The organism is Micrococcus sp. iso_26 (assembly GCF_056172975.1).
In genome coordinates, this window is sequence record NZ_CM149652.1 from 1,879,097 (window position 1) to 1,896,683 (window position 17,587).

15 protein-coding genes are annotated in these 17,587 nt (G+C 68.6%); all 15 read right to left on the bottom strand.

Going from position 1 to position 17,587, the window contains the following annotated elements; all coding sequences use genetic code 11:
* Positions 1-14: 14 nt before the first annotated feature.
* The 15 genes from rplB to rplJ all read right to left on the bottom strand — a co-directional run bounded on the left by rplB (position 15) and on the right by rplJ (position 17,484).
* Positions 15-854: a 50S ribosomal protein L2 gene (rplB, locus tag AC0VX0_RS08720; RefSeq protein ID WP_010080386.1), complete on the bottom strand. Its 840-nt coding sequence runs from the start codon at positions 852-854 to the stop codon at positions 15-17.
* Between the two features lie 37 nt (positions 855-891).
* A complete protein-coding gene (gene rplW / locus AC0VX0_RS08725) occupies positions 892-1,197 on the bottom strand; it encodes a 50S ribosomal protein L23 (protein WP_070708751.1) in 306 nt (101 codons plus the stop codon).
* Complete coding sequence (rplD, locus tag AC0VX0_RS08730) at positions 1,194-1,829, bottom strand: 50S ribosomal protein L4 (RefSeq protein ID WP_036381542.1); 636 nt, start codon at positions 1,827-1,829, stop codon at positions 1,194-1,196. Before rplD ends, rplW begins: the two co-directional genes overlap by 4 nt.
* A 4-nt stretch (positions 1,830-1,833) precedes the next feature.
* On the bottom strand, positions 1,834-2,484 hold the full coding sequence (gene rplC / locus AC0VX0_RS08735; protein WP_036317759.1) for a 50S ribosomal protein L3: 651 nt from the start codon (positions 2,482-2,484) through the stop codon (positions 1,834-1,836).
* A gap of 20 nt (positions 2,485-2,504) precedes the next feature.
* Entirely contained in the window at positions 2,505-2,813 is a 309-nt protein-coding gene (gene rpsJ, locus AC0VX0_RS08740) for a 30S ribosomal protein S10 (protein ID WP_002857463.1), read from the bottom strand.
* Positions 2,814-3,139: 326 nt separating this feature from the next.
* The gene (locus AC0VX0_RS08745; protein ID WP_036317755.1) at positions 3,140-3,607 is read right to left on the bottom strand and encodes a DUF3817 domain-containing protein; all 468 of its coding nucleotides are present in this window, start codon (positions 3,605-3,607) and stop codon (positions 3,140-3,142) included.
* Positions 3,604-3,744 (bottom strand): hypothetical protein, encoded by a 141-nt coding sequence (locus AC0VX0_RS08750; RefSeq protein WP_162833779.1) that lies wholly within the window; start codon positions 3,742-3,744, stop codon positions 3,604-3,606. The genes AC0VX0_RS08745 and AC0VX0_RS08750 overlap by 4 nt, the downstream gene beginning before the upstream one ends.
* Before the next feature lie 128 nt (positions 3,745-3,872).
* Positions 3,873-5,063: an elongation factor Tu gene (gene tuf, locus AC0VX0_RS08755; protein ID WP_036317754.1), complete on the bottom strand. Its 1,191-nt coding sequence runs from the start codon at positions 5,061-5,063 to the stop codon at positions 3,873-3,875.
* Positions 5,064-5,344: 281 nt separating this feature from the next.
* On the bottom strand, positions 5,345-7,459 hold the full coding sequence (gene fusA, locus AC0VX0_RS08760) for an elongation factor G (protein WP_036317752.1): 2,115 nt from the start codon (positions 7,457-7,459) through the stop codon (positions 5,345-5,347).
* A 118-nt stretch (positions 7,460-7,577) separates the two neighbouring features.
* Entirely contained in the window at positions 7,578-8,048 is a 471-nt protein-coding gene (rpsG, locus tag AC0VX0_RS08765; protein ID WP_010080379.1) for a 30S ribosomal protein S7, read from the bottom strand.
* A complete protein-coding gene (gene rpsL, locus AC0VX0_RS08770) occupies positions 8,048-8,422 on the bottom strand; it encodes a 30S ribosomal protein S12 (RefSeq protein WP_002854787.1) in 375 nt (124 codons plus the stop codon). Before rpsL ends, rpsG begins: the two co-directional genes overlap by 1 nt.
* A gap of 309 nt (positions 8,423-8,731) precedes the next feature.
* Entirely contained in the window at positions 8,732-12,628 is a 3,897-nt protein-coding gene (locus tag AC0VX0_RS08775) for a DNA-directed RNA polymerase subunit beta' (protein ID WP_113913797.1), read from the bottom strand.
* A gap of 83 nt (positions 12,629-12,711) precedes the next feature.
* A complete protein-coding gene (rpoB, locus tag AC0VX0_RS08780) occupies positions 12,712-16,218 on the bottom strand; it encodes a DNA-directed RNA polymerase subunit beta (RefSeq protein ID WP_036317750.1) in 3,507 nt (1,168 codons plus the stop codon).
* Between the two features lie 285 nt (positions 16,219-16,503).
* Positions 16,504-16,893, bottom strand: coding sequence for a 50S ribosomal protein L7/L12 (gene rplL / locus AC0VX0_RS08785; RefSeq protein ID WP_036317747.1), 390 nt, complete (start codon positions 16,891-16,893; stop codon positions 16,504-16,506).
* Between the two features lie 69 nt (positions 16,894-16,962).
* A complete protein-coding gene (rplJ, locus tag AC0VX0_RS08790; RefSeq protein ID WP_002854782.1) occupies positions 16,963-17,484 on the bottom strand; it encodes a 50S ribosomal protein L10 in 522 nt (173 codons plus the stop codon).
* Between the last annotated feature and the right edge of the window lie 103 nt (positions 17,485-17,587).

Consider the following 17,587-nt stretch of genomic DNA (forward strand, 5'->3'; position numbering starts at 1 on the left):
TCTTCCCTGCTCCCTTATCGCTTGTTCTTGCCGGTACGACGGCGACGCACGATGAGCTTGTCGCTTTCCTTGTTCGGACGACGCGTGCGGCCCTCGGGCTTGCCGTTCCGGTTGACGGGGTGACGACCGCCGGAGGTCTTGCCCTCGCCACCGCCGTGCGGGTGGTCGACCGGGTTCATGACGACGCCGCGGACGGTCGGGCGGACGCCCTTCCAGCGCATGCGGCCGGCCTTGCCCCAGTTGATGTTCGACTGCTCGGCGTTGCCGACCTCGCCGATCGTGGCGCGGCAGCGCACGTCGACGTTGCGGATCTCACCGGAGGGCAGGCGCAGCTGGGCGTACTTGCCCTCGCGGGCGACCAGCTGCACGGACGCGCCGGCGGAGCGGGCCATCTTGGCGCCGCCGCCGGGGCGCAGCTCCACCGCGTGGATGGTGGTGCCCACGGGGATGTTGCGCATCGGCAGGTTGTTGCCGGGCTTGATGTCGGCGTTCGGGCCGGCCTCGACCACGTCGCCCTGCTTCAGCTTGGCCGGGGCCAGGATGTAGCGCTTGGCGCCGTCCGCGTAGTGCAGCAGCGCGATGCGGGCGGTGCGGTTCGGGTCGTACTCGATGTGCGCGACGGTGGCGGGCACGCCGTCCTTGTCGTGGCGACGGAAGTCGACCAGGCGGTACTGGCGCTTGTGGCCGCCGCCCTTGTGACGGGTGGTGATGCGACCGGTGTTGTTGCGGCCGCCGGTCTTGTGCAGCGGACGGAGAAGGGACTTCTCCGGCGTGGACCGGGTGATCTCTGCGAAGTCGGCCACGGACGAGCCACGCAGGCCCGGGGTGGTCGGCTTGTACTTACGGATAGCCATGTGTCAGTTCCTCGATTAAGTGGTCTCCGCACGCCGATCAGGCGAGCGGACCTCCGAAGATGTCGATGGTCCCGTCCTTGAGCGTGACGATGGCACGCTTGGTGGACTTGCGCTGGCCCCACCCGAGGCGGGTGCGACGGCGCTTGCCGGAACGGTTCAGGGTGTTGACCGAGGCCACGTCGACGTTGAAGATGCGCTCCACCGCCTGCTTGATCTCGGACTTGTTGGAGCGCGGGTCGACCAGGAAGGTGTACTTGCCCTCGTCGATCAGACCGTAGCTCTTCTCCGACACGACGGGAGCGATGATCACGTCGCGGGGATCCTTGTTGATGGAGCCGCTCACTGGGCATCCTCCTTCTTGGCGCCGGAAGCCTGGGCCACGTACGCCTCGTAGGCCGCCTGGGTGAACACGACGTCGTCGGAGACGAGCACGTCGTAGGTGTTCAGCTGGTCGGCGTACAGGGTGTGGACCGCGGGCAGGTTGCGGGCGGACAGGGCGGCGACGTCGTCGGCCCGGTCGATCACCAGCAGCACGTTCTTGCGGCCGGTGTTCAGGGACGCGAGGCCCGCCTTGGCGGCCTTGGTGGACGGGGTGGTCCCGGACACGAGGGCCTCGATGACGTGGACGCGGCCGTTGCGGGCGCGGTCCGACAGGGCACCGCGCAGGGCGGCGGCCTTCATCTTCTTGGGGGTGCGCTGCGAGTAGTCACGCGGGGTCGGGCCGTGGACGATGCCGCCGCCGGTCATGTGCGGGGCGCGGATGGAGCCCTGACGGGCGCGGCCGGTGCCCTTCTGCTTGAACGGCTTGCGACCGGCGCCGGACACCTCGCCGCGGCGCTTCGTCTTGTGCGTGCCCTGGCGGGCGGCGGCGAGCTGGGCGACGACGACCTGGTGCATGAGCGGCACGTTGGACTGCACGTCGAAGAGCTCGGCGGGCAGATCGACCTGGACGGTCTTCACGGAGTTCTCAGCCATGGTCTCAGGCTCCCTTCACGGCGCTGCGGACGAGCACGACCTGGCCCTTGGAGCCGGGCACCGCGCCCTTGATCAGCAGGAGGTTGTTCTCCACGTCGATGCCGTGGAGGGTCAGGTTCATGGTGGTCTGGCGCACGGCGCCCATGCGACCGGGCATGCGCTGGCCCTTGAACACGCGGCCGGGGGTGGACGCGCCGCCCACGGAGCCGGGCTTGCGGTGGTTCTTGTGCTGGCCGTGCGAGGCGCCCACACCGGCGAAGCCGTGGCGCTTCATGGCGCCGGCGAAGCCCTTGCCCTTGGTGGTGCCCACGACGTCGACCTTCTGGCCGGCCTCGAAGACCTCCACGGTCACGTCCTGGCCGAGGGAGTACTCGGCGGCGTCGGCGGTGCGCAGCTCGACGAGGTGGCGACGCGGGGTCACGCCGGCCTTCTCGAAGTGACCGGCCAGGGGCTTGGTCACGCGGCGGGGATCGATCTGGCCGTAGGCGATCTGCACGGCGGTGTAGCCGTCGGTCTCCTCGGAGCGCAGCTGGGTGACGACGTTCGGGTCTGCCTTGACCACGGTCACAGGGATGAGCTTGTTGTCCTCATCCCAGACCTGGGTCATGCCGAGCTTCGTGCCCAGCAGGCCCTTGATGTTCTGGGTGTTGGTCATAGTCTCTCAGCACCTCCCTCTCAGAGCTTGATCTCGATGTTGACGTCCGCGGGCAGGTCCAGTCGCATGAGCGAGTCGACGGCCTTCGGGGTCGGGTCGATGATGTCGATGAGCCGCTTGTGGGTGCGCATCTCGAAATGCTCGCGGCTGTCCTTGTACTTGTGGGGAGAACGGATAACGCAGTACACGTTCTTCTCCGTCGGCAGCGGCACGGGGCCGACCACCGTCGCGCCTGCGCGCGTGACCGTGTCAACGATCTTGCGGGCCGAGACGTCGATGACCTCGTGGTCGTACGACTTCAGCCGGATGCGGATCTTCTGTCCCGCCATGGCGTCACGCCTCTCTCGTCGGGTGTGCTGTTCCTGTCCCTGTGCGGCGGATCGTGCCCGCCTTCTTGTCCTCCACCCGCGCGGGGCGAATCCGGTCGGACCGGGTTCCTCGCCGCCGCCGGACTCCGGTCCACGCGGTCGGGCGTGTCGCATTCCTGGGAGGGCACGCGCCTGTGGCGGGTCGGAGTGGTGACGTCACATCTGGGCCGAGCTGCCGCCGCGAGACACACGACGACAGCGCAATGGCGCTTGAGCAACCGAATCAGTATAGACAGAACCGGGCCCGGTCCGCCAATCGGCGGGCCGGGCCCGACGGCCCCCCGGGCTCAGCGGCCCCACTCGGTGGGCGGGCCGGCGTTGAGCAGCAGGGTGAAGACGACGGCGACCACGGCGACCGCCAGGAGCGCGCTGACCACCGGATGGCGCAGCACCACGACGAGAAGCCGTTCGAGGGGCCCCCGCTCCCCCGGCGCGCGGTCCACGACCTGCCACCGCGACGCCGGCTCGCCGCGCCGCCGCTGGGCCCGCTCGAACGGGACCGTCATGAACGGGACGATCGTCGAACCGAGGCCGAGGAGTCCGCGGGCCACGGGCCACCGCCCGTCGATCCACACGGCGACCGTCACCACGAGGTAGCAGAGGAACACGAAGCCGTGGACGCCGCCGGCGATCGGCACCACCCGCTCCGTGACTCCGCCGTACTTGAGGCCCATGGCGATCAGCAGACCGGCCCAGGTGAACATCTCGGCCATCGCCGTGACGGCGAAGAGGCGGCGCGGGCCGGGCAGGCTCATCGCTCCAGCTCCCCGCCGCGGTTCGCGCGCCGGATGCGCCGGGCACGGTCGATCTCGGGACGGAAGGTCCGCAGCGCCCAGCGCACGGCCACGACGGCCACGGCGAGCACCACGATGAGGATGAGCAGTTCAGGCATGCTCCCCAGCCTAGCCGCCGCCGCCGCGCCGTCGTCGGACACGGCGACGCCCCCGCCTCCGGGGGACCCGGAGACGGGGGCGTCGCGCGTCAGCGGCTCAACGGAGCCACGAGACGGGATGCGTCAGATCACTTGGTGATCTTGGTGACGCGGCCGGAGCCCACGGTGCGGCCACCCTCGCGGATGGCAAAGCCGAGGCCCTCCTCCATGGCGATCGGCTGGATGAGCTCGACCGACATCTCGGTGGTGTCGCCGGGCATGACCATCTCGGTGCCCTCGGGCAGCGTGATGACGCCGGTGACGTCGGTGGTGCGGAAGTAGAACTGCGGGCGGTAGTTCGAGTAGAACGGGTTGTGACGGCCACCCTCGTCCTTGGACAGGATGTAGACGTTCGCCTCGAAGTTGGTGTGCGGGGTGATGGAGCCCGGCTCCACCACAACCTGGCCGCGCTCCACGTCGTCGCGCTTCAGGCCGCGCAGCAGCAGACCGCAGTTCTCGCCGGCCCAGGCCTCGTCGAGCTGCTTGTGGAACATCTCGATGCCGGTGACGGTGGTCTTCTGCACGTCGCGGATGCCGACGATCTCGACCTCGGAGTTGATCTTCAGGGTGCCGCGCTCGGCGCGACCGGTCACCACGGTGCCACGACCGGTGATGGTGAAGACGTCCTCGATCGGCATCAGGAACGGCTTGTCCTTGTCGCGGACCGGGTCCGGGATGAACTCGTCCACGGCCTCCATGAGGTCCTCGACGGACTTGACCCACTGGGGGTCGCCCTCGAGGGCCTTCAGACCGGAGGTGCGGATGACCGGGGCCTCGTCGCCGTCGAAGTCCTGGGAGGACAGCAGCTCGCGGACCTCCATCTCGACGAGCTCGAGGAGCTCCTCGTCCTCGACCATGTCCGACTTGTTCAGGGCCACGAGCAGGGCCGGCACGCCGACCTGGCGGGCCAGGAGCACGTGCTCACGGGTCTGGGCCATCGGGCCGTCGGTGGCGGCGACCACGAGGATCGCGCCGTCCATCTGAGCGGCGCCGGTGATCATGTTCTTGATGTAGTCGGCGTGACCGGGGGCGTCCACGTGGGCGTAGTGACGCTTCTCGGTCTGGTACTCCACGTGGGAGATGTTGATGGTGATGCCGCGCTGACGCTCCTCGGGGGCGGAGTCGATCGTCGCGAAGTCACGGGCCTCGTTCAGGTCCGGGTACTTGTCGTACAGGACCTTCGAGATGGCGGCGGTCAGCGTGGTCTTGCCGTGGTCAACGTGGCCGATGGTGCCGATGTTGACGTGCGGCTTCGTCCGCTCGAACTTTGCCTTTGCCACTAGTTCCTCCTAAGAACTGGTTCATCGTCAAGAAGACTGCTCAGCCGCCTGCGACGTGCTGACAACTTGACTGAGTCTACTCGGATGGTGCGGGGTTGGGGAAATCCCGGCCTCACGAGGGCCAGTCCGGTTCCAGGCCGTCGGGACCGCCGGAAGCGGACCGGACCTGACCCGTCCTGATCGCGGACCGCCGCGCCGGGAAGGGCGGTCCGGTCGCCCCGGGCCGGCCGCGGCTGCGGCGGCCGACCCGGGGCAGGTCGTTCAGAGCAGGTGACCTGCGGTCACTCGCCCTGGGACTTCTGGATGATCTCGTCCGCCACGGCCTTGGGGACCTCGGCGTAGGAGTGGAAGGTCATCGAGTACACCGCGCGGCCCTGCGTCTTGGAGCGCAGGTCGCCGATGTAGCCGAACATCTCCGACAGCGGCACGAGGGCGTTGACCACCTTCACGCCGGTGGCGTCCTCCATGGACTGGATCTGGCCGCGGCGGGAGTTCAGGTCGCCGATGACGTCGCCCATGAACTCCTCGGGGGTGCGGACCTCCACGGCCATCAGCGGCTCGAGGATGATCGGGTTGGCCTTGCGGACACCCTCCTTGAAGGCCTGGGAGCCGGCGATCTTGAACGCCATCTCCGAGGAGTCGACGTCGTGGTACGCGCCGTCGAGCAGGGTGGCCTTCACGCCGACCATCGGGTAGCCGGCCAGCACGCCGAACTGCATGGCGTCCTGGATGCCCGCGTCCACCGAGGGGATGTACTCGCGGGGCACGCGACCGCCGGTGACGGCGTTCTCGAACTCGTAGACCTCGCCCTCGGCGGTGTCCAGGGGCTCGAAGGACAGCTGCACCTTGGCGAACTGGCCGGAGCCGCCGGTCTGCTTCTTGTGCGTGTAGTCGACCTTGTCGACCTTGCGCTTGATGGTCTCGCGGTACGCGACCTGGGGCTTGCCCACGTTGGCCTCGACCTTGAACTCGCGCTTCATACGGTCCACGAACACGTCCAGGTGGAGCTCGCCCATGCCGCCGATCTCGGTCTGGCCGGTCTCCTCGTTGAGGTTCACGCGGAACGTGGGGTCCTCGGCGACGAGCTTCTGGATGGCGGTGGAGAGCTTCTCCTGGTCACCCTTGGTCTTCGGCTCGATGGCCACGGAGATCACGGGCTCCGGGAAGGTTATCGACTCGAGGATGATCGGGTTCGCGGGATCGCACAGGGTGTCGCCCGTGGTGGTGTCCTTGAGGCCGATCACGGCGTAGATGTGGCCGGCGACCACCTCGTCCACCGGGTTCTCCTTGTTGGCGTGCATCTGGAACAGCTTGCCGATGCGCTCCTTCTTGCCCTTGGTGGCGTTGAGGATCTGCGCACCGGACTCCAGGCGGCCGGAGTACACGCGGATGAAGGTCAGCGTGCCGAAGAAGGGGTGCGTGGCGATCTTGAAGGCGAGCGCCGAGAACGGGGCCTCCTTCGACGCCTCGCGCTCCAGCACCTCCTCCTCGTCGTTCACGGCGTGGCCCTTGACGGAGCCGGCGTCCAGCGGGTTCGGCAGGTAGGCGACCACGGCGTCCAGCATCGGCTGCACGCCACGGTTCTTGAACGCGGAGCCGCAGAACACCGGGTAGGCCTCGGCGTTCACGGTCAGCTGGCGCACGCCGGCCTGGATCTCCTCGACGGTGAGCTCCTCGCCCTCGAGGTACTTCTCCATGAGCTCCTCGGAGGTCTCGGCGACGGCCTCGACGAGCTCGTTGCGGTACTCCTCGGCCTTCTCCTGGAGCTCGGCGGGGATCTCGCGAGTCTCATAGGAGGCGCCCATGGTGACGTCGCCCTTGGCGTCGCCCGGCCACACGAAGGCCTTCATGGAGAGCAGGTCGACGACGCCCACGAAGTCGTTCTCGGCGCCGATCGGCAGCTGCATCACGAGCGGACGCGCGCCGAGGCGCTTCACGATGGTGTCGACGGTGAAGTAGAAGTCCGCACCCAGCTTGTCCATCTTGTTGACGAAGCAGATGCGCGGGACGTTGTACTTGTCCGCCTGGCGCCACACGGTCTCCGACTGGGGCTCCACGCCCTCCTTGCCGTCGAACACGGCGACGGCGCCGTCGAGCACGCGCAGCGAGCGCTCCACCTCGACCGTGAAGTCCACGTGGCCGGGGGTGTCGATGATGTTGATCTGGTGGTCGTTCCAGAAGCAGGTCACCGCGGCGGAGGTGATGGTGATGCCGCGCTCCTTCTCCTGCTCCATCCAGTCCGTCGTCGCGCCGCCGTCGTGGGTCTCGCCCAGCTTGTGGTTGACACCCGTGTAGAACAGGATGCGCTCGGTGGTGGTGGTCTTGCCGGCATCGATGTGGGCCATGATGCCGATGTTGCGGACCTTGTGCAGGTCGGTCAGCACGTCCTGTGCCACGGTGTCTCCCTTGGTCGGGTGGAATGGGGGGGCTCGTGAGGTGGATGCGGTGGGTGGCCCGTCCGAGAGGACGCACCTGCGGCCCGAGGCGCGGATCGCGCGCCCCGGGCCACACGGATCACCAGCGGTAGTGGGCGAAGGCCTTGTTGGCCTCGGCCATCTTGTGGGTGTCCTCGCGACGCTTCACGGCGCCGCCCAGGCCGTTCGAGGCGTCCAGGATCTCGTTCATCAGGCGCTCGGTCATGGTCTTCTCACGGCGGGCCTTGGAGAAGCCGACCAGCCAGCGCAGGGCCAGGGCCGTGGAGCGGCCCGGCTTGACCTCGACGGGCACCTGGTAGGTGGCGCCGCCGACGCGGCGGGAGCGCACCTCGAGGGCCGGCTTGATGTTGTCCATGGCCTTCTTGAGGGTGGCCACGGGATCGGCGCCGTTCTTGGCACGGGCGCCCTCGAGCGCGCCGTACACGATGCGCTCGGCGGTGGACTTCTTGCCGTCGACGAGCACCTTGTTGATCAGCTGCGTGACCAGCGGGGAGCCGTAGACGGGATCGACGACGAGGGGGCGCTTCGGCGCAGGACCCTTACGAGGCATTACTTCTTCTCCTTCTTGGCGCCGTAGCGGGAGCGGGCCTGGCCGCGGTTCTTCACGCCCTGGGTGTCGAGGGCGCCGCGCACGATCTTGTAGCGCACGCCGGGCAGGTCCTTCACACGACCGCCGCGGACGAGCACGATCGAGTGCTCCTGCAGGTTGTGGCCCTCGCCGGGGATGTAGGCGGTGACCTCGATGCCGCCGTTCAGGCGCACACGGGCGACCTTGCGCAGCGCCGAGTTCGGCTTCTTGGGCGTGGTGGTGTACACACGGGTGCACACGCCACGACGCATGGGGTTCCCCTGCAGGGCAGGGGCCTTCGTATTGACGACCTTGGGTGAGCGGCCCTTGCGGACCAGCTGCTGAATCGTAGGCACTCTTCAGCCTTCCTGTGTTTCGGTGATCGCTGACGTGATCGACCGGCGCCCGGGGCGCCGGCTGCTCGTTCCTCTGCTCTGCCTCTCCCTGTGGGGGCTCGCAACGAGCAGACGTCCGCAGGCGTGCAAAAGTGTGGCATCTGCCGCGCAATGACCCCGCGACCCGGACAGCGTCCAATTTGCCACACGAAAAACAATCCTTGACAGCATAGCACGCCCCGGCGCCGTCGACGAGCCGGCCCCGCACGCCAAGGGGCCCGCCCCTCCCCCGCGTGAGCGGCGGAGCGGCGGGCCCCTGGGGGACACGGATCAGGCGCGGAAGTCGCCCCCGCGGCCGTAGTCGTCCAGCGAGACGGCGTGGAAGTCGTTCTCGCCGAGCGACTGGTCCAGGCCCGGGTAGTCGAAGTCCGCGAAGCCGGCCGGCGAGGCGAACAGGTTGGCCTTCGCCTCCTCCGTCGGCTCCACGACGGTCTTCGTGTAGCGGTCCAGGCCCGTGCCGGCCGGGATCAGCTTGCCGATGATCACGTTCTCCTTCAGGCCCAGCAGCGGGTCGGACTTGCCCTCCATGGCCGCCTGCGTCAGGACGCGGGTCGTCTCCTGGAAGGATGCGGCCGACAGCCACGAGTCCGTGGCCAGCGAGGCCTTCGTGATGCCCATCAGCTCGTCGCGGCCGGAGGCCGGCTGGCGGCCCTCGGCGACGGCGGCGCGGTTGGCGGCCACGAAGCGCGCCCGGTCCGTGAGCTCACCCGGCAGCAGGTCGGTGTCACCGGACTCGATGACGGTGATGCGACGCAGCATCTGCCGGACGATGACCTCCACGTGCTTGTCGTGGATGCCCACGCCCTGGGACTGGTACACGTTCTGCACCTCGTCCACGAGGAACCGCTGCGCGGCCCGCGGGCCGAGCACGCGCAGGACCTGCTTCGGGTCCACGGCGCCGGCCACGAGCTGCGTGCCCACCGGCACGTGCTCGCCGTCGGCCACGAGGATGCGCGCACGGCGCAGCACCGGGTAGGCGATCTCCTCGGAGCCGTCGTCCGGGGTGAGCAGCAGGCGCACGGACGCCTCGGTGTCCTCGATGGTCACGCGGCCGGCGACCTCGGAGATCGGGGCCACGCCCTTCGGGGTGCGGGCCTCGAAGAGCTCCTGGATGCGGGGCAGACCCTGCGTGATGTCGTCGGCCGAGGCCACACCGCCGGTGTGGAACGTGCGCATGGTGAGCTGGGTGCCCGGCTCACCGATCGACTGGGCCGCGATGATGCCGACGGCCTCGCCGATGTCCACCAGCTGGCCGGTGGCCATGGAGCGGCCGTAGCACTTCGCGCAGGTGCCCACGGCGGACTCACAGGTCAGGACCGAGCGGACCTTGATCTCCGTGATGCCGGCGGCCACCAGCTCGCCGATCAGCACGTCGCCCACGTCCGCACCGGCCGAGGCCAGCACCGTGCCGTCCTCGCCCGTGACGTCCTGGGCCAGCGTGCGGGCGAAGGCCGAGTTCTCGACCTGCTCGTGGGCCACCAGCTCGCCGTCGGCGTTCGGCGCGGCGATCGTCACGGACAGGCCGCGCTCGGTGCCGCAGTCGTCCTCGCGGACGATGACGTCCTGGGACACATCGACGAGACGACGGGTCAGGTAGCCCGAGTTCGCGGTCTTCAGCGCGGTGTCCGCGAGGCCCTTGCGGGCGCCGTGGGTGGCGGAGAAGTACTCGAGCACGGACAGGCCCTCGCGGTACGAGGACTTGATCGGACGCGGGATGATCTCACCCTTCGGGTTGGCCACGAGGCCGCGGATGCCCGCGATCTGGCGCACCTGGAGCCAGTTGCCTCGCGCACCGGAGGACACCATGCGGTTGATGGTGTTGAGCTCCGGCAGGCCGTCCTTCATGGCCGCGGCGACCTCGTCGGTGGCCTTGTTCCAGATGTCGATCAGCTCGGAGCGACGCTCGTCGTCCGCGATCAGGCCCTTGTCGTACTGCTGCTGCACGCGCTGGGCCTGCTCCTCGTAGCCCTCCATGATGGCGGCCTTGTCGAAGTCGGAGGTGATGTCCGAGATCGCCACGGTCACACCCGACCAGGTGCCCCAGTGGAAGCCGGCGTCCTTGAGGTTGTCCAGCGTCTGCGCGGTGACGACCATCGGGTAGCGCTCGGCCAGGTCGTTGACCAGCTGGCCGAGGGTGCCCTTGGTCGCCTGCTTGTCCAGCCACGGGTAGTCGTCCGGCAGCAGCTCGTTGAACAGCACCTTGCCCAGGGTGGTCTCGATGAGGGCGATCTCGCCCTCGGACCAGCCCTCGGGTGCCGGCACGGCCGCCGACGGCACGAAGCCCTCGACGCCGATCCGCGCGGGCGCGTTCAGGTGCAGGTCGCCGCCGTCGAACGCCATGATGGCCTCGCCGACGGTCGCGTACAGGTTGCCCGCGCCGACCTCGTCCGGACGCACCGTGGTGAGGTGGTTCAGGCCGATGATCATGTCCTGGGCCGGCACGGCGACCGCGCGGCCGTCCGAGGGCTTCAGGATGTTGTGGCTCGAGAGCATGAGCAGGCGCGCCTCGGCCTGGGCCTCCGGCGACAGGGGCAGGTGGACCGCCATCTGGTCGCCGTCGAAGTCCGCGTTGAACGCGGAGCAGACCAGCGGGTGCAGCTGCAGGGCCTTGCCCTCCACGAGCTGCGGCTCGAAGGCCTGGATGCCCAGACGGTGCAGGGTGGGGGCGCGGTTCAGCAGGACCGGGTGCTCGGTGATGACCTCCTCGAGCACGTCCCAGACCTGCGGACGGAAGCGCTCCACCATGCGCTTGGCGGACTTGATGTTCTGCGCGTGGTTCAGGTCCACGAGACGCTTCATCACGAACGGCTTGAACAGCTCCAGCGCCATCTGCTTGGGCAGGCCGCACTGGTGCAGCTTGAGCTGGGGACCCACCACGATGACCGAGCGGCCCGAGTAGTCCACGCGCTTGCCGAGCAGGTTCTGACGGAACCGGCCCTGCTTGCCCTTGAGCATGTCGGAGAGCGACTTGAGCGGGCGGTTGCCCGGGCCGGTCACCGGCCGGCCGCGGCGGCCGTTGTCGAACAGCGAGTCCACGGCCTCCTGCAGCATGCGCTTCTCGTTGTTGACGATGATCTCGGGCGCGCCGAGGTCGAGCAGCCGCTTCAGGCGGTTGTTGCGGTTGATCACGCGACGGTACAGGTCGTTGAGGTCGGAGGTCGCGAAGCGGCCGCCGTCCAGCTGCACCATCGGACGCAGCTCCGGCGGGATCACCGGGACGGCGTCCAGGACCATGCCCTCGGGCGAGTTGTCCGTGGTCAGGAACGCGTTGACGACCTTCAGGCGCTTCAGGGCGCGGGTCTTGCGCTGGCCCTTGCCCGTCTTGATGGTCTCGCGCAGCATCTCGGACTCGGCCTCGAGGTCGAAGGTCTGCAGGCGACGCTGGATCGCCTCCGCGCCCATCGAGCCCTCGAAGTACTGGCCGTACTTGTCCCGCATGGCGCGGTACAGGCCCTCGTCGCCCTCGAGGTCGGCGACCTTGAGGTTCTTGAAGCGGTCCCAGACCTGCTCCTTGCGGTCCAGCTCCGCGTCCGCGCGCTTGCGGATCTGCGCCATGGTCTTGTCCGCGGCGTCGCGGGCCTTCTTCTTCTCGGCGGCCTTGGCGCCCTCGGACTCCAGCTTGGCCAGGTCCTTCTCGAGGTCGGCGGCCACCGCGGCGATGTCGGAGTCGCGCTGGTCGGCCAGGACACGGGTCTCCTGGTCGTACTCGGCCTGGAGGTTGGCCAGGTCACGGTGCCGGGCCTCCTCGTCCACCGAGGTGATCATGTAGGCCGCGAAGTAGATGACCTTCTCGAGGTCCTTCGGCGCCAGGTCCAGCAGGTAGCCCAGGCGCGAGGGCACGCCCTTGAAGTACCAGATGTGGGTGACCGGCGCGGCCAGCTCGATGTGGCCCATGCGGTCGCGGCGCACCTTCGAGCGGGTCACCTCGACGCCGCAGCGCTCGCAGATGATGCCCTTGAAGCGCACGCGCTTGTACTTGCCGCACGCGCACTCCCAGTCACGGGTGGGGCCGAAGATCTTCTCGCAGAAGAGTCCGTCCTTCTCCGGCTTCAGGGTGCGGTAGTTGATGGTCTCCGGCTTCTTGACCTCGCCGTAGGACCAGCGGCGGATGTCCTCCGCCGTGGCCAGGCCGATGCGCATCAGGCCGAAAGAGTTGTCAGTGGACATGCTGTTCACGCTCATGCTCCGGTGAACTCCCTTGGTTCAGTGGTTCTCAGGTGACGTCTTGTGGATGCGGGATCGGGCCCGGCTCAGACTTCCTCCACCGAGCTGGGCTCGGCGTGGGAGAGGTCGATGCCCAGCTCCTCGGCGGCGCGGTAGACCTCGTCCTCCGCGTCGCGCATCTCGATGGCCTGGCCGTCGGCGGAGAGGACCTCCACGTTCAGGCAGAGGGACTGCATCTCCTTGATGAGCACCTTGAAGGACTCGGGAACACCCGGCTCCGGGATGTTCTCGCCCTTGACGATGGCCTCGTAGACCTTCACGCGGCCGTGGATGTCGTCCGACTTGATGGTCAGCAGCTCCTGGAGGGTGAACGCCGCGCCGTACGCCTCGAGCGCCCACACCTCCATCTCGCCGAAGCGCTGGCCGCCGAACTGGGCCTTACCGCCCAGCGGCTGCTGCGTGATCATCGAGTACGGGCCCGTGGAACGGGCGTGGATCTTGTCGTCCACCAGGTGGTGCAACTTGAGCATGTACATGTAGCCCACGGACACCGGGTCCGGGAACGGCTCGCCGGTGCGGCCGTCGAACAGCTGCGCCTTGCCGCTGTCGCTCATGAGACGGTCGCCGTCGCGGGTCACGTTCACGTGGCCGAGCAGGCCCGTGATCTCGTACGCCTCGGCGCCGTCGAACACCGGGGTGGCCACGTTGACCGGACCGGACTGCCGCGGGAAGTTCGGCAGGTCCTTGATCCACTCCGGCTCGCCCTGGATGTCCCAGCCGCGCGAGGCGGCCCAGCCCAGGTGCAGCTCCATGACCTGGCCGAGGTTCATGCGGCCGGGGACGCCGAGCGGGTTCAGCACGATGTCCACCGGGGTGCCGTCCGCCAGGAACGGCATGTCCTCGAGCGGCAGGATCTTCGAGATGACGCCCTTGTTGCCGTGGCGGCCGGCCATCTTGTCGCCGTCGGTGATCTTGCGCTTCTGCGCCACGTAGACGCGCACCAGCTGGTTCACGCCCGGGGGCAGGTCGTCGTCCTCGTCGCGGTCGAAGATGCGCACGCCGATGACGGTGCCGGACTCGCCGTGCGGCACCTTCAGGGACGTGTCGCGGACCTCGCGGGACTTCTCGCCGAAGATCGCGCGCAGCAGGCGCTCCTCCGGGGTCAGCTCGGTCTCGCCCTTCGGGGTCACGCGGCCGACCAGGATGTCACCGGCCTCCACCTCGGCGCCGATGTGGATGATGCCGCGCTCGTCGAGCTGCGACAGCACCTCCTCGGACACGTTGGGGATGTCGCGCGTGATCTCCTCGGCGCCCAGCTTGGTGTCGCGGGCGTCGACCTCGTGCTCCTCGATGTGGATCGAGGTGAGGACGTCCTCCGAGACCATGCGCTGGGACAGGATGATCGCGTCCTCGTAGTTCAGGCCCTCCCAGGGCATGAACGCGACGAGGAGGTTCTTGCCGAGCGCGAGCTCGCCGTTGTCCGTGGCGGGACCGTCGGCGATGATGCTCAGCGGCTCCACCCGCTCGCCCTCGGACACGCGCACGCGCTGGTTGTAGGCGTTGCCCTGGTTCGAGCGGGCGAACTTCATGATCGGGTAGTGCGTGGTGGTGCCGTCGTCGTTCATGACGGTCACCAGGTCCGCGGCCACCTCGGTCACGACGCCGCCCTGGGTGGCCGTCACGGAGTCGCCCGCGTCCACGGCCACGTACTTCTCCATGCCGGTGCCCACGTAGGGGGCCTCGGAGCGGAGCAGCGGCACGGCCTGACGCTGCATGTTCGCGCCCATGAGCGCGCGGTTGGCGTCGTCGTGCTCGAGGAACGGGATCAGGGCGGTGGCCGCCGACACCATCTGGCGCGGGGACACGTCCATGTAGTCGATCTCGTCCACGGTCGAGAGCACGGGCTCGCCGTCGCCGCCGCGCTGGCGGCAGAGCACGAACTCCTCCTCGAACCGGCCGTCCTCATCCACCGGGGCGTTCGCCTGGGCGATCTGGAAGGCCAGCTCGTCGTCGGCGGTCAGGTAGTCCACGGTGTCCGTGACCCGGCCGTCGACCACGCGGCGGTACGGGGTCTCGATGAAGCCGAAGGAGTTGATCCGGCCGAAGGTCGCCAGCGAGCCGATGAGGCCGATGTTCGGGCCTTCCGGGGTCTCGATGGGGCACATGCGGCCGTAGTGCGACGGGTGGACGTCACGGACCTCCATGCCGGCACGGTCGCGGGACAGGCCGCCCGGGCCGAGCGCGGACAGGCGACGCTTGTGCGTCAGGCCGGCCAGCGGGTTGTTCTGGTCCATGAACTGGGACAGCTGCGAGGTGCCGAAGAACTCCTTGATCGCCGCCACCACGGGGCGGATGTTGATCAGGGTCTGCGGGGTGATCGCCTCGACGTCCTGGGTGGTCATGCGCTCGCGCACGACGCGCTCCATGCGGGACAGGCCGGTGCGGATCTGGTTCTCGATCAGCTCGCCCACCGCACGGATGCGACGGTTGCCGAAGTGGTCGATGTCGTCGATCTCCACGCGCACATCCACCGGCTCGCCGTCGCGCGTGCCCTTGATGACGGTCTCGCCGGCGTGCAGCGCGGCGATGAAGTGCACCATCTGGACGATGTCGTCCTCGGTGAGCACAGACGCGTTGGGGTCGCCGAGGTGCACGTCCACGCCGAGCTTGCGGTTGAGCTTGTAGCGGCCCACCTTGGCGAGGTCGTAGCGCTTCGGGGTGAAGTACAGGTTGTTCAGCAGCGTCTGCGCGGCGTCGACGGCGGCCGGCTCGCCCGGGCGCAGCTTGCGGTAGATGTCGAGCAGGGCCTCGTCCTGGTCCGCGGTGCCGTCCTTCTCGAGGGTGGCGCGGATGGAGTCGTAGTGGCCGAACTCCTCCAGGATGCGGGACTCGGTCCAGCCCATGGCCTTGAGCAGCACCGTCACGGGCTGCTTGCGCTTGCGGTCGAGGCGGACGCCGACCTGGTCACGCTTGTCCACCTCGAGCTCGAACCAGGCGCCGCGCGAGGGGATGATCTTCGCGGAGAAGATCTCCTTGTCCGAGGTCTTGTCCGGGGTGCGCTCGAAGTAGGCGCCCGGGGAGCGGACCAGCTGGGAGACGACGACGCGCTCGGTGCCGTTGATGATGAACGTGCCGTTGCGGGTCATCAGCGGGAAGTCGCCCATGAAGACGGTCTGCTGCTTGATCTCGCCGGTCGTGTTGTTCATGAACTCGGCCTTGACGTACAGCGGGGCGGAGAAGGTCGCGTCGCGATCCTTGCACTCCTCCTCCGTCATCTTGGCGTCGGCGAACTCCGGCTCGGCGAAGGACAGGGACATGGTGCCCTGGAAGTCCTCGATCGGGGAGATCTCCTCGAAGATGTCCGTCAGTCCCGAGGTGACGGGCACGGAGTGGTCGTCGGCGGCCAGGGCGGCGTCCACGCGCGCAGCCCACCGCTCATTGCCGATCAGGCGGTCGAACGACTCGGTCTGCAGCGCCAGCAGGTCCGGCACGTCCAGCGGCTCGGAGATCTTGGCGAAGGAGACGCGTCCGGCGGAGGCGCCGGATCGCGGGGAGACGGTAGCGGTTTCGTTGGAGGTGCTCGAGGCGACCACGTAGGATCCTTCCACAGGCCTTCTGGGTTCCGTTCGCTCCCCTGCCGCGAGACGGCGGCGCCGGCCCACCGCTATATGAAGGCCGTGCGGAACCGTGCGGGCCACGGCGGGACGCGAGGTCCTGCGGGCGGCACGGAACAGGGGAGATGCAAAGATCCATCCTATCCGCGCCCGTCGCCCCTGTCCAGCCGGGGGTGCGTGACCCGGGACGCCACGAGGCCCCCGGTCCGCAGCGCGGGTCCGGGGGCCTCGTGAGGAGGCGTGATGCGGCTCAGGCCGCGATCATCACTTGAGGGTGACGGTGGCGCCGGCGCCCTCGAGCTGCTCCTTGGCCTTCTCGGCGGTCTCCTTGTTGACGCCCTCGAGGATGGGCTTGGGAGCGCCGTCCACCAGGTCCTTGGCCTCCTTCAGGCCGAGGGAGGTGAGGGCGCGCACCTCCTTGATGACGCCGATCTTCTTGTCGCCGGCGGCCTCGAGGACGACGTCGAACTCGTCCTTCTCCTCGGCGGCGGCGGCCTCGGCACCACCGGCGGCACCGCCGGCGGCGGCCACGGCCACGGGGGCGGCGGCGGTGACGTCGAACTTCTCCTCGAACGCCTTGATGAACTCGGACAGCTCGATGAGGGTCAGCTCCTCGAACGCGGCGAGCAGCTCTTCGGTGGTCAGCTTGGCCATGATGGCTCCTTTACGGGTACGTCTTGACTACGTGTGAAGTGGTGGGCCGTGCAGCCCGGGGCGGACTGCTCAGGCAGCCTCGCCCTGCGCGGCGCGCAGCGCCTCGACCGTGCGGACGGTCTTGGACAGCGGCGCCTGGAACAGGGCGGCAGCCTTGGACATGCTGCCCTTCATCGCGCCGGCGAACTTGGCCAGCAGCACCTCGCGGGACTCGAGGTCCGCGAGCTTCTTGATGCCGGCCTCGTCCAGGGGCTGGCCATCCATGTAGCCGCCCTTGAGCACGAGCTTCTCGTGATCCTTGGCAAAGTCACGCAGGGCCTTCGCGACGTTGACCGGGTCCCCGGTCACGAACGCGATCGCGGTGGGACCGGACAGGTGAGCCTCGAGGCCCTCCAGACCGGCGTCCTTGGCCGCGATCTCGGCCAGCGTGTTCTTCGCCACGGCGTAGGTCGCGTCCTGACGGATGGAGTCGCGCAGCTGCTTGAGCTCCGTCACCGTCAGGCCACGGTATTCCGTCAGAACAGCGGCGCTGGACTCACGGAACAGGTCCGTGAGCTCAGCCACCGCCGACTCCTTCGCGGACGTCGCCATGGCACTCCTCTCGATGATGCGTGGGAACCGCCACCCCGAGACGAGAAAGCGCCCCGTGCAGATGCACGGGGCGCAGCAGGAGCATCGACGCGGCCGGACCCGG

Bases quoted from the DNA above. Each gene is read 5' to 3' on its own strand.
- rpsG (WP_010080379.1), bottom strand. From the start codon at position 8,048: ATGCCTCGTAAGGGTCCTGCGCCGAAGCGCCCCCTCGTCGTCGATCCC.
- rplD (WP_036381542.1), bottom strand. From the start codon at position 1,829: ATGGCTGAGAACTCCGTGAAGACCGTCCAGGTCGATCTGCCCGCCGAG.
- rplC (WP_036317759.1), bottom strand. From the start codon at position 2,484: ATGACCAACACCCAGAACATCAAGGGCCTGCTGGGCACGAAGCTCGGC.
- AC0VX0_RS08750 (WP_162833779.1), bottom strand. From the start codon at position 3,744: ATGCCTGAACTGCTCATCCTCATCGTGGTGCTCGCCGTGGCCGTCGTG.
- AC0VX0_RS08745 (WP_036317755.1), bottom strand. From the start codon at position 3,607: ATGAGCCTGCCCGGCCCGCGCCGCCTCTTCGCCGTCACGGCGATGGCC.
- AC0VX0_RS08775 (WP_113913797.1), bottom strand. From the start codon at position 12,628: ATGTCCACTGACAACTCTTTCGGCCTGATGCGCATCGGCCTGGCCACG.
- rplB (WP_010080386.1), bottom strand. From the start codon at position 854: ATGGCTATCCGTAAGTACAAGCCGACCACCCCGGGCCTGCGTGGCTCG.
- rplL (WP_036317747.1), bottom strand. From the start codon at position 16,893: ATGGCCAAGCTGACCACCGAAGAGCTGCTCGCCGCGTTCGAGGAGCTG.
- rplJ (WP_002854782.1), bottom strand. From the start codon at position 17,484: ATGGCGACGTCCGCGAAGGAGTCGGCGGTGGCTGAGCTCACGGACCTG.
- rpsJ (WP_002857463.1), bottom strand. From the start codon at position 2,813: ATGGCGGGACAGAAGATCCGCATCCGGCTGAAGTCGTACGACCACGAG.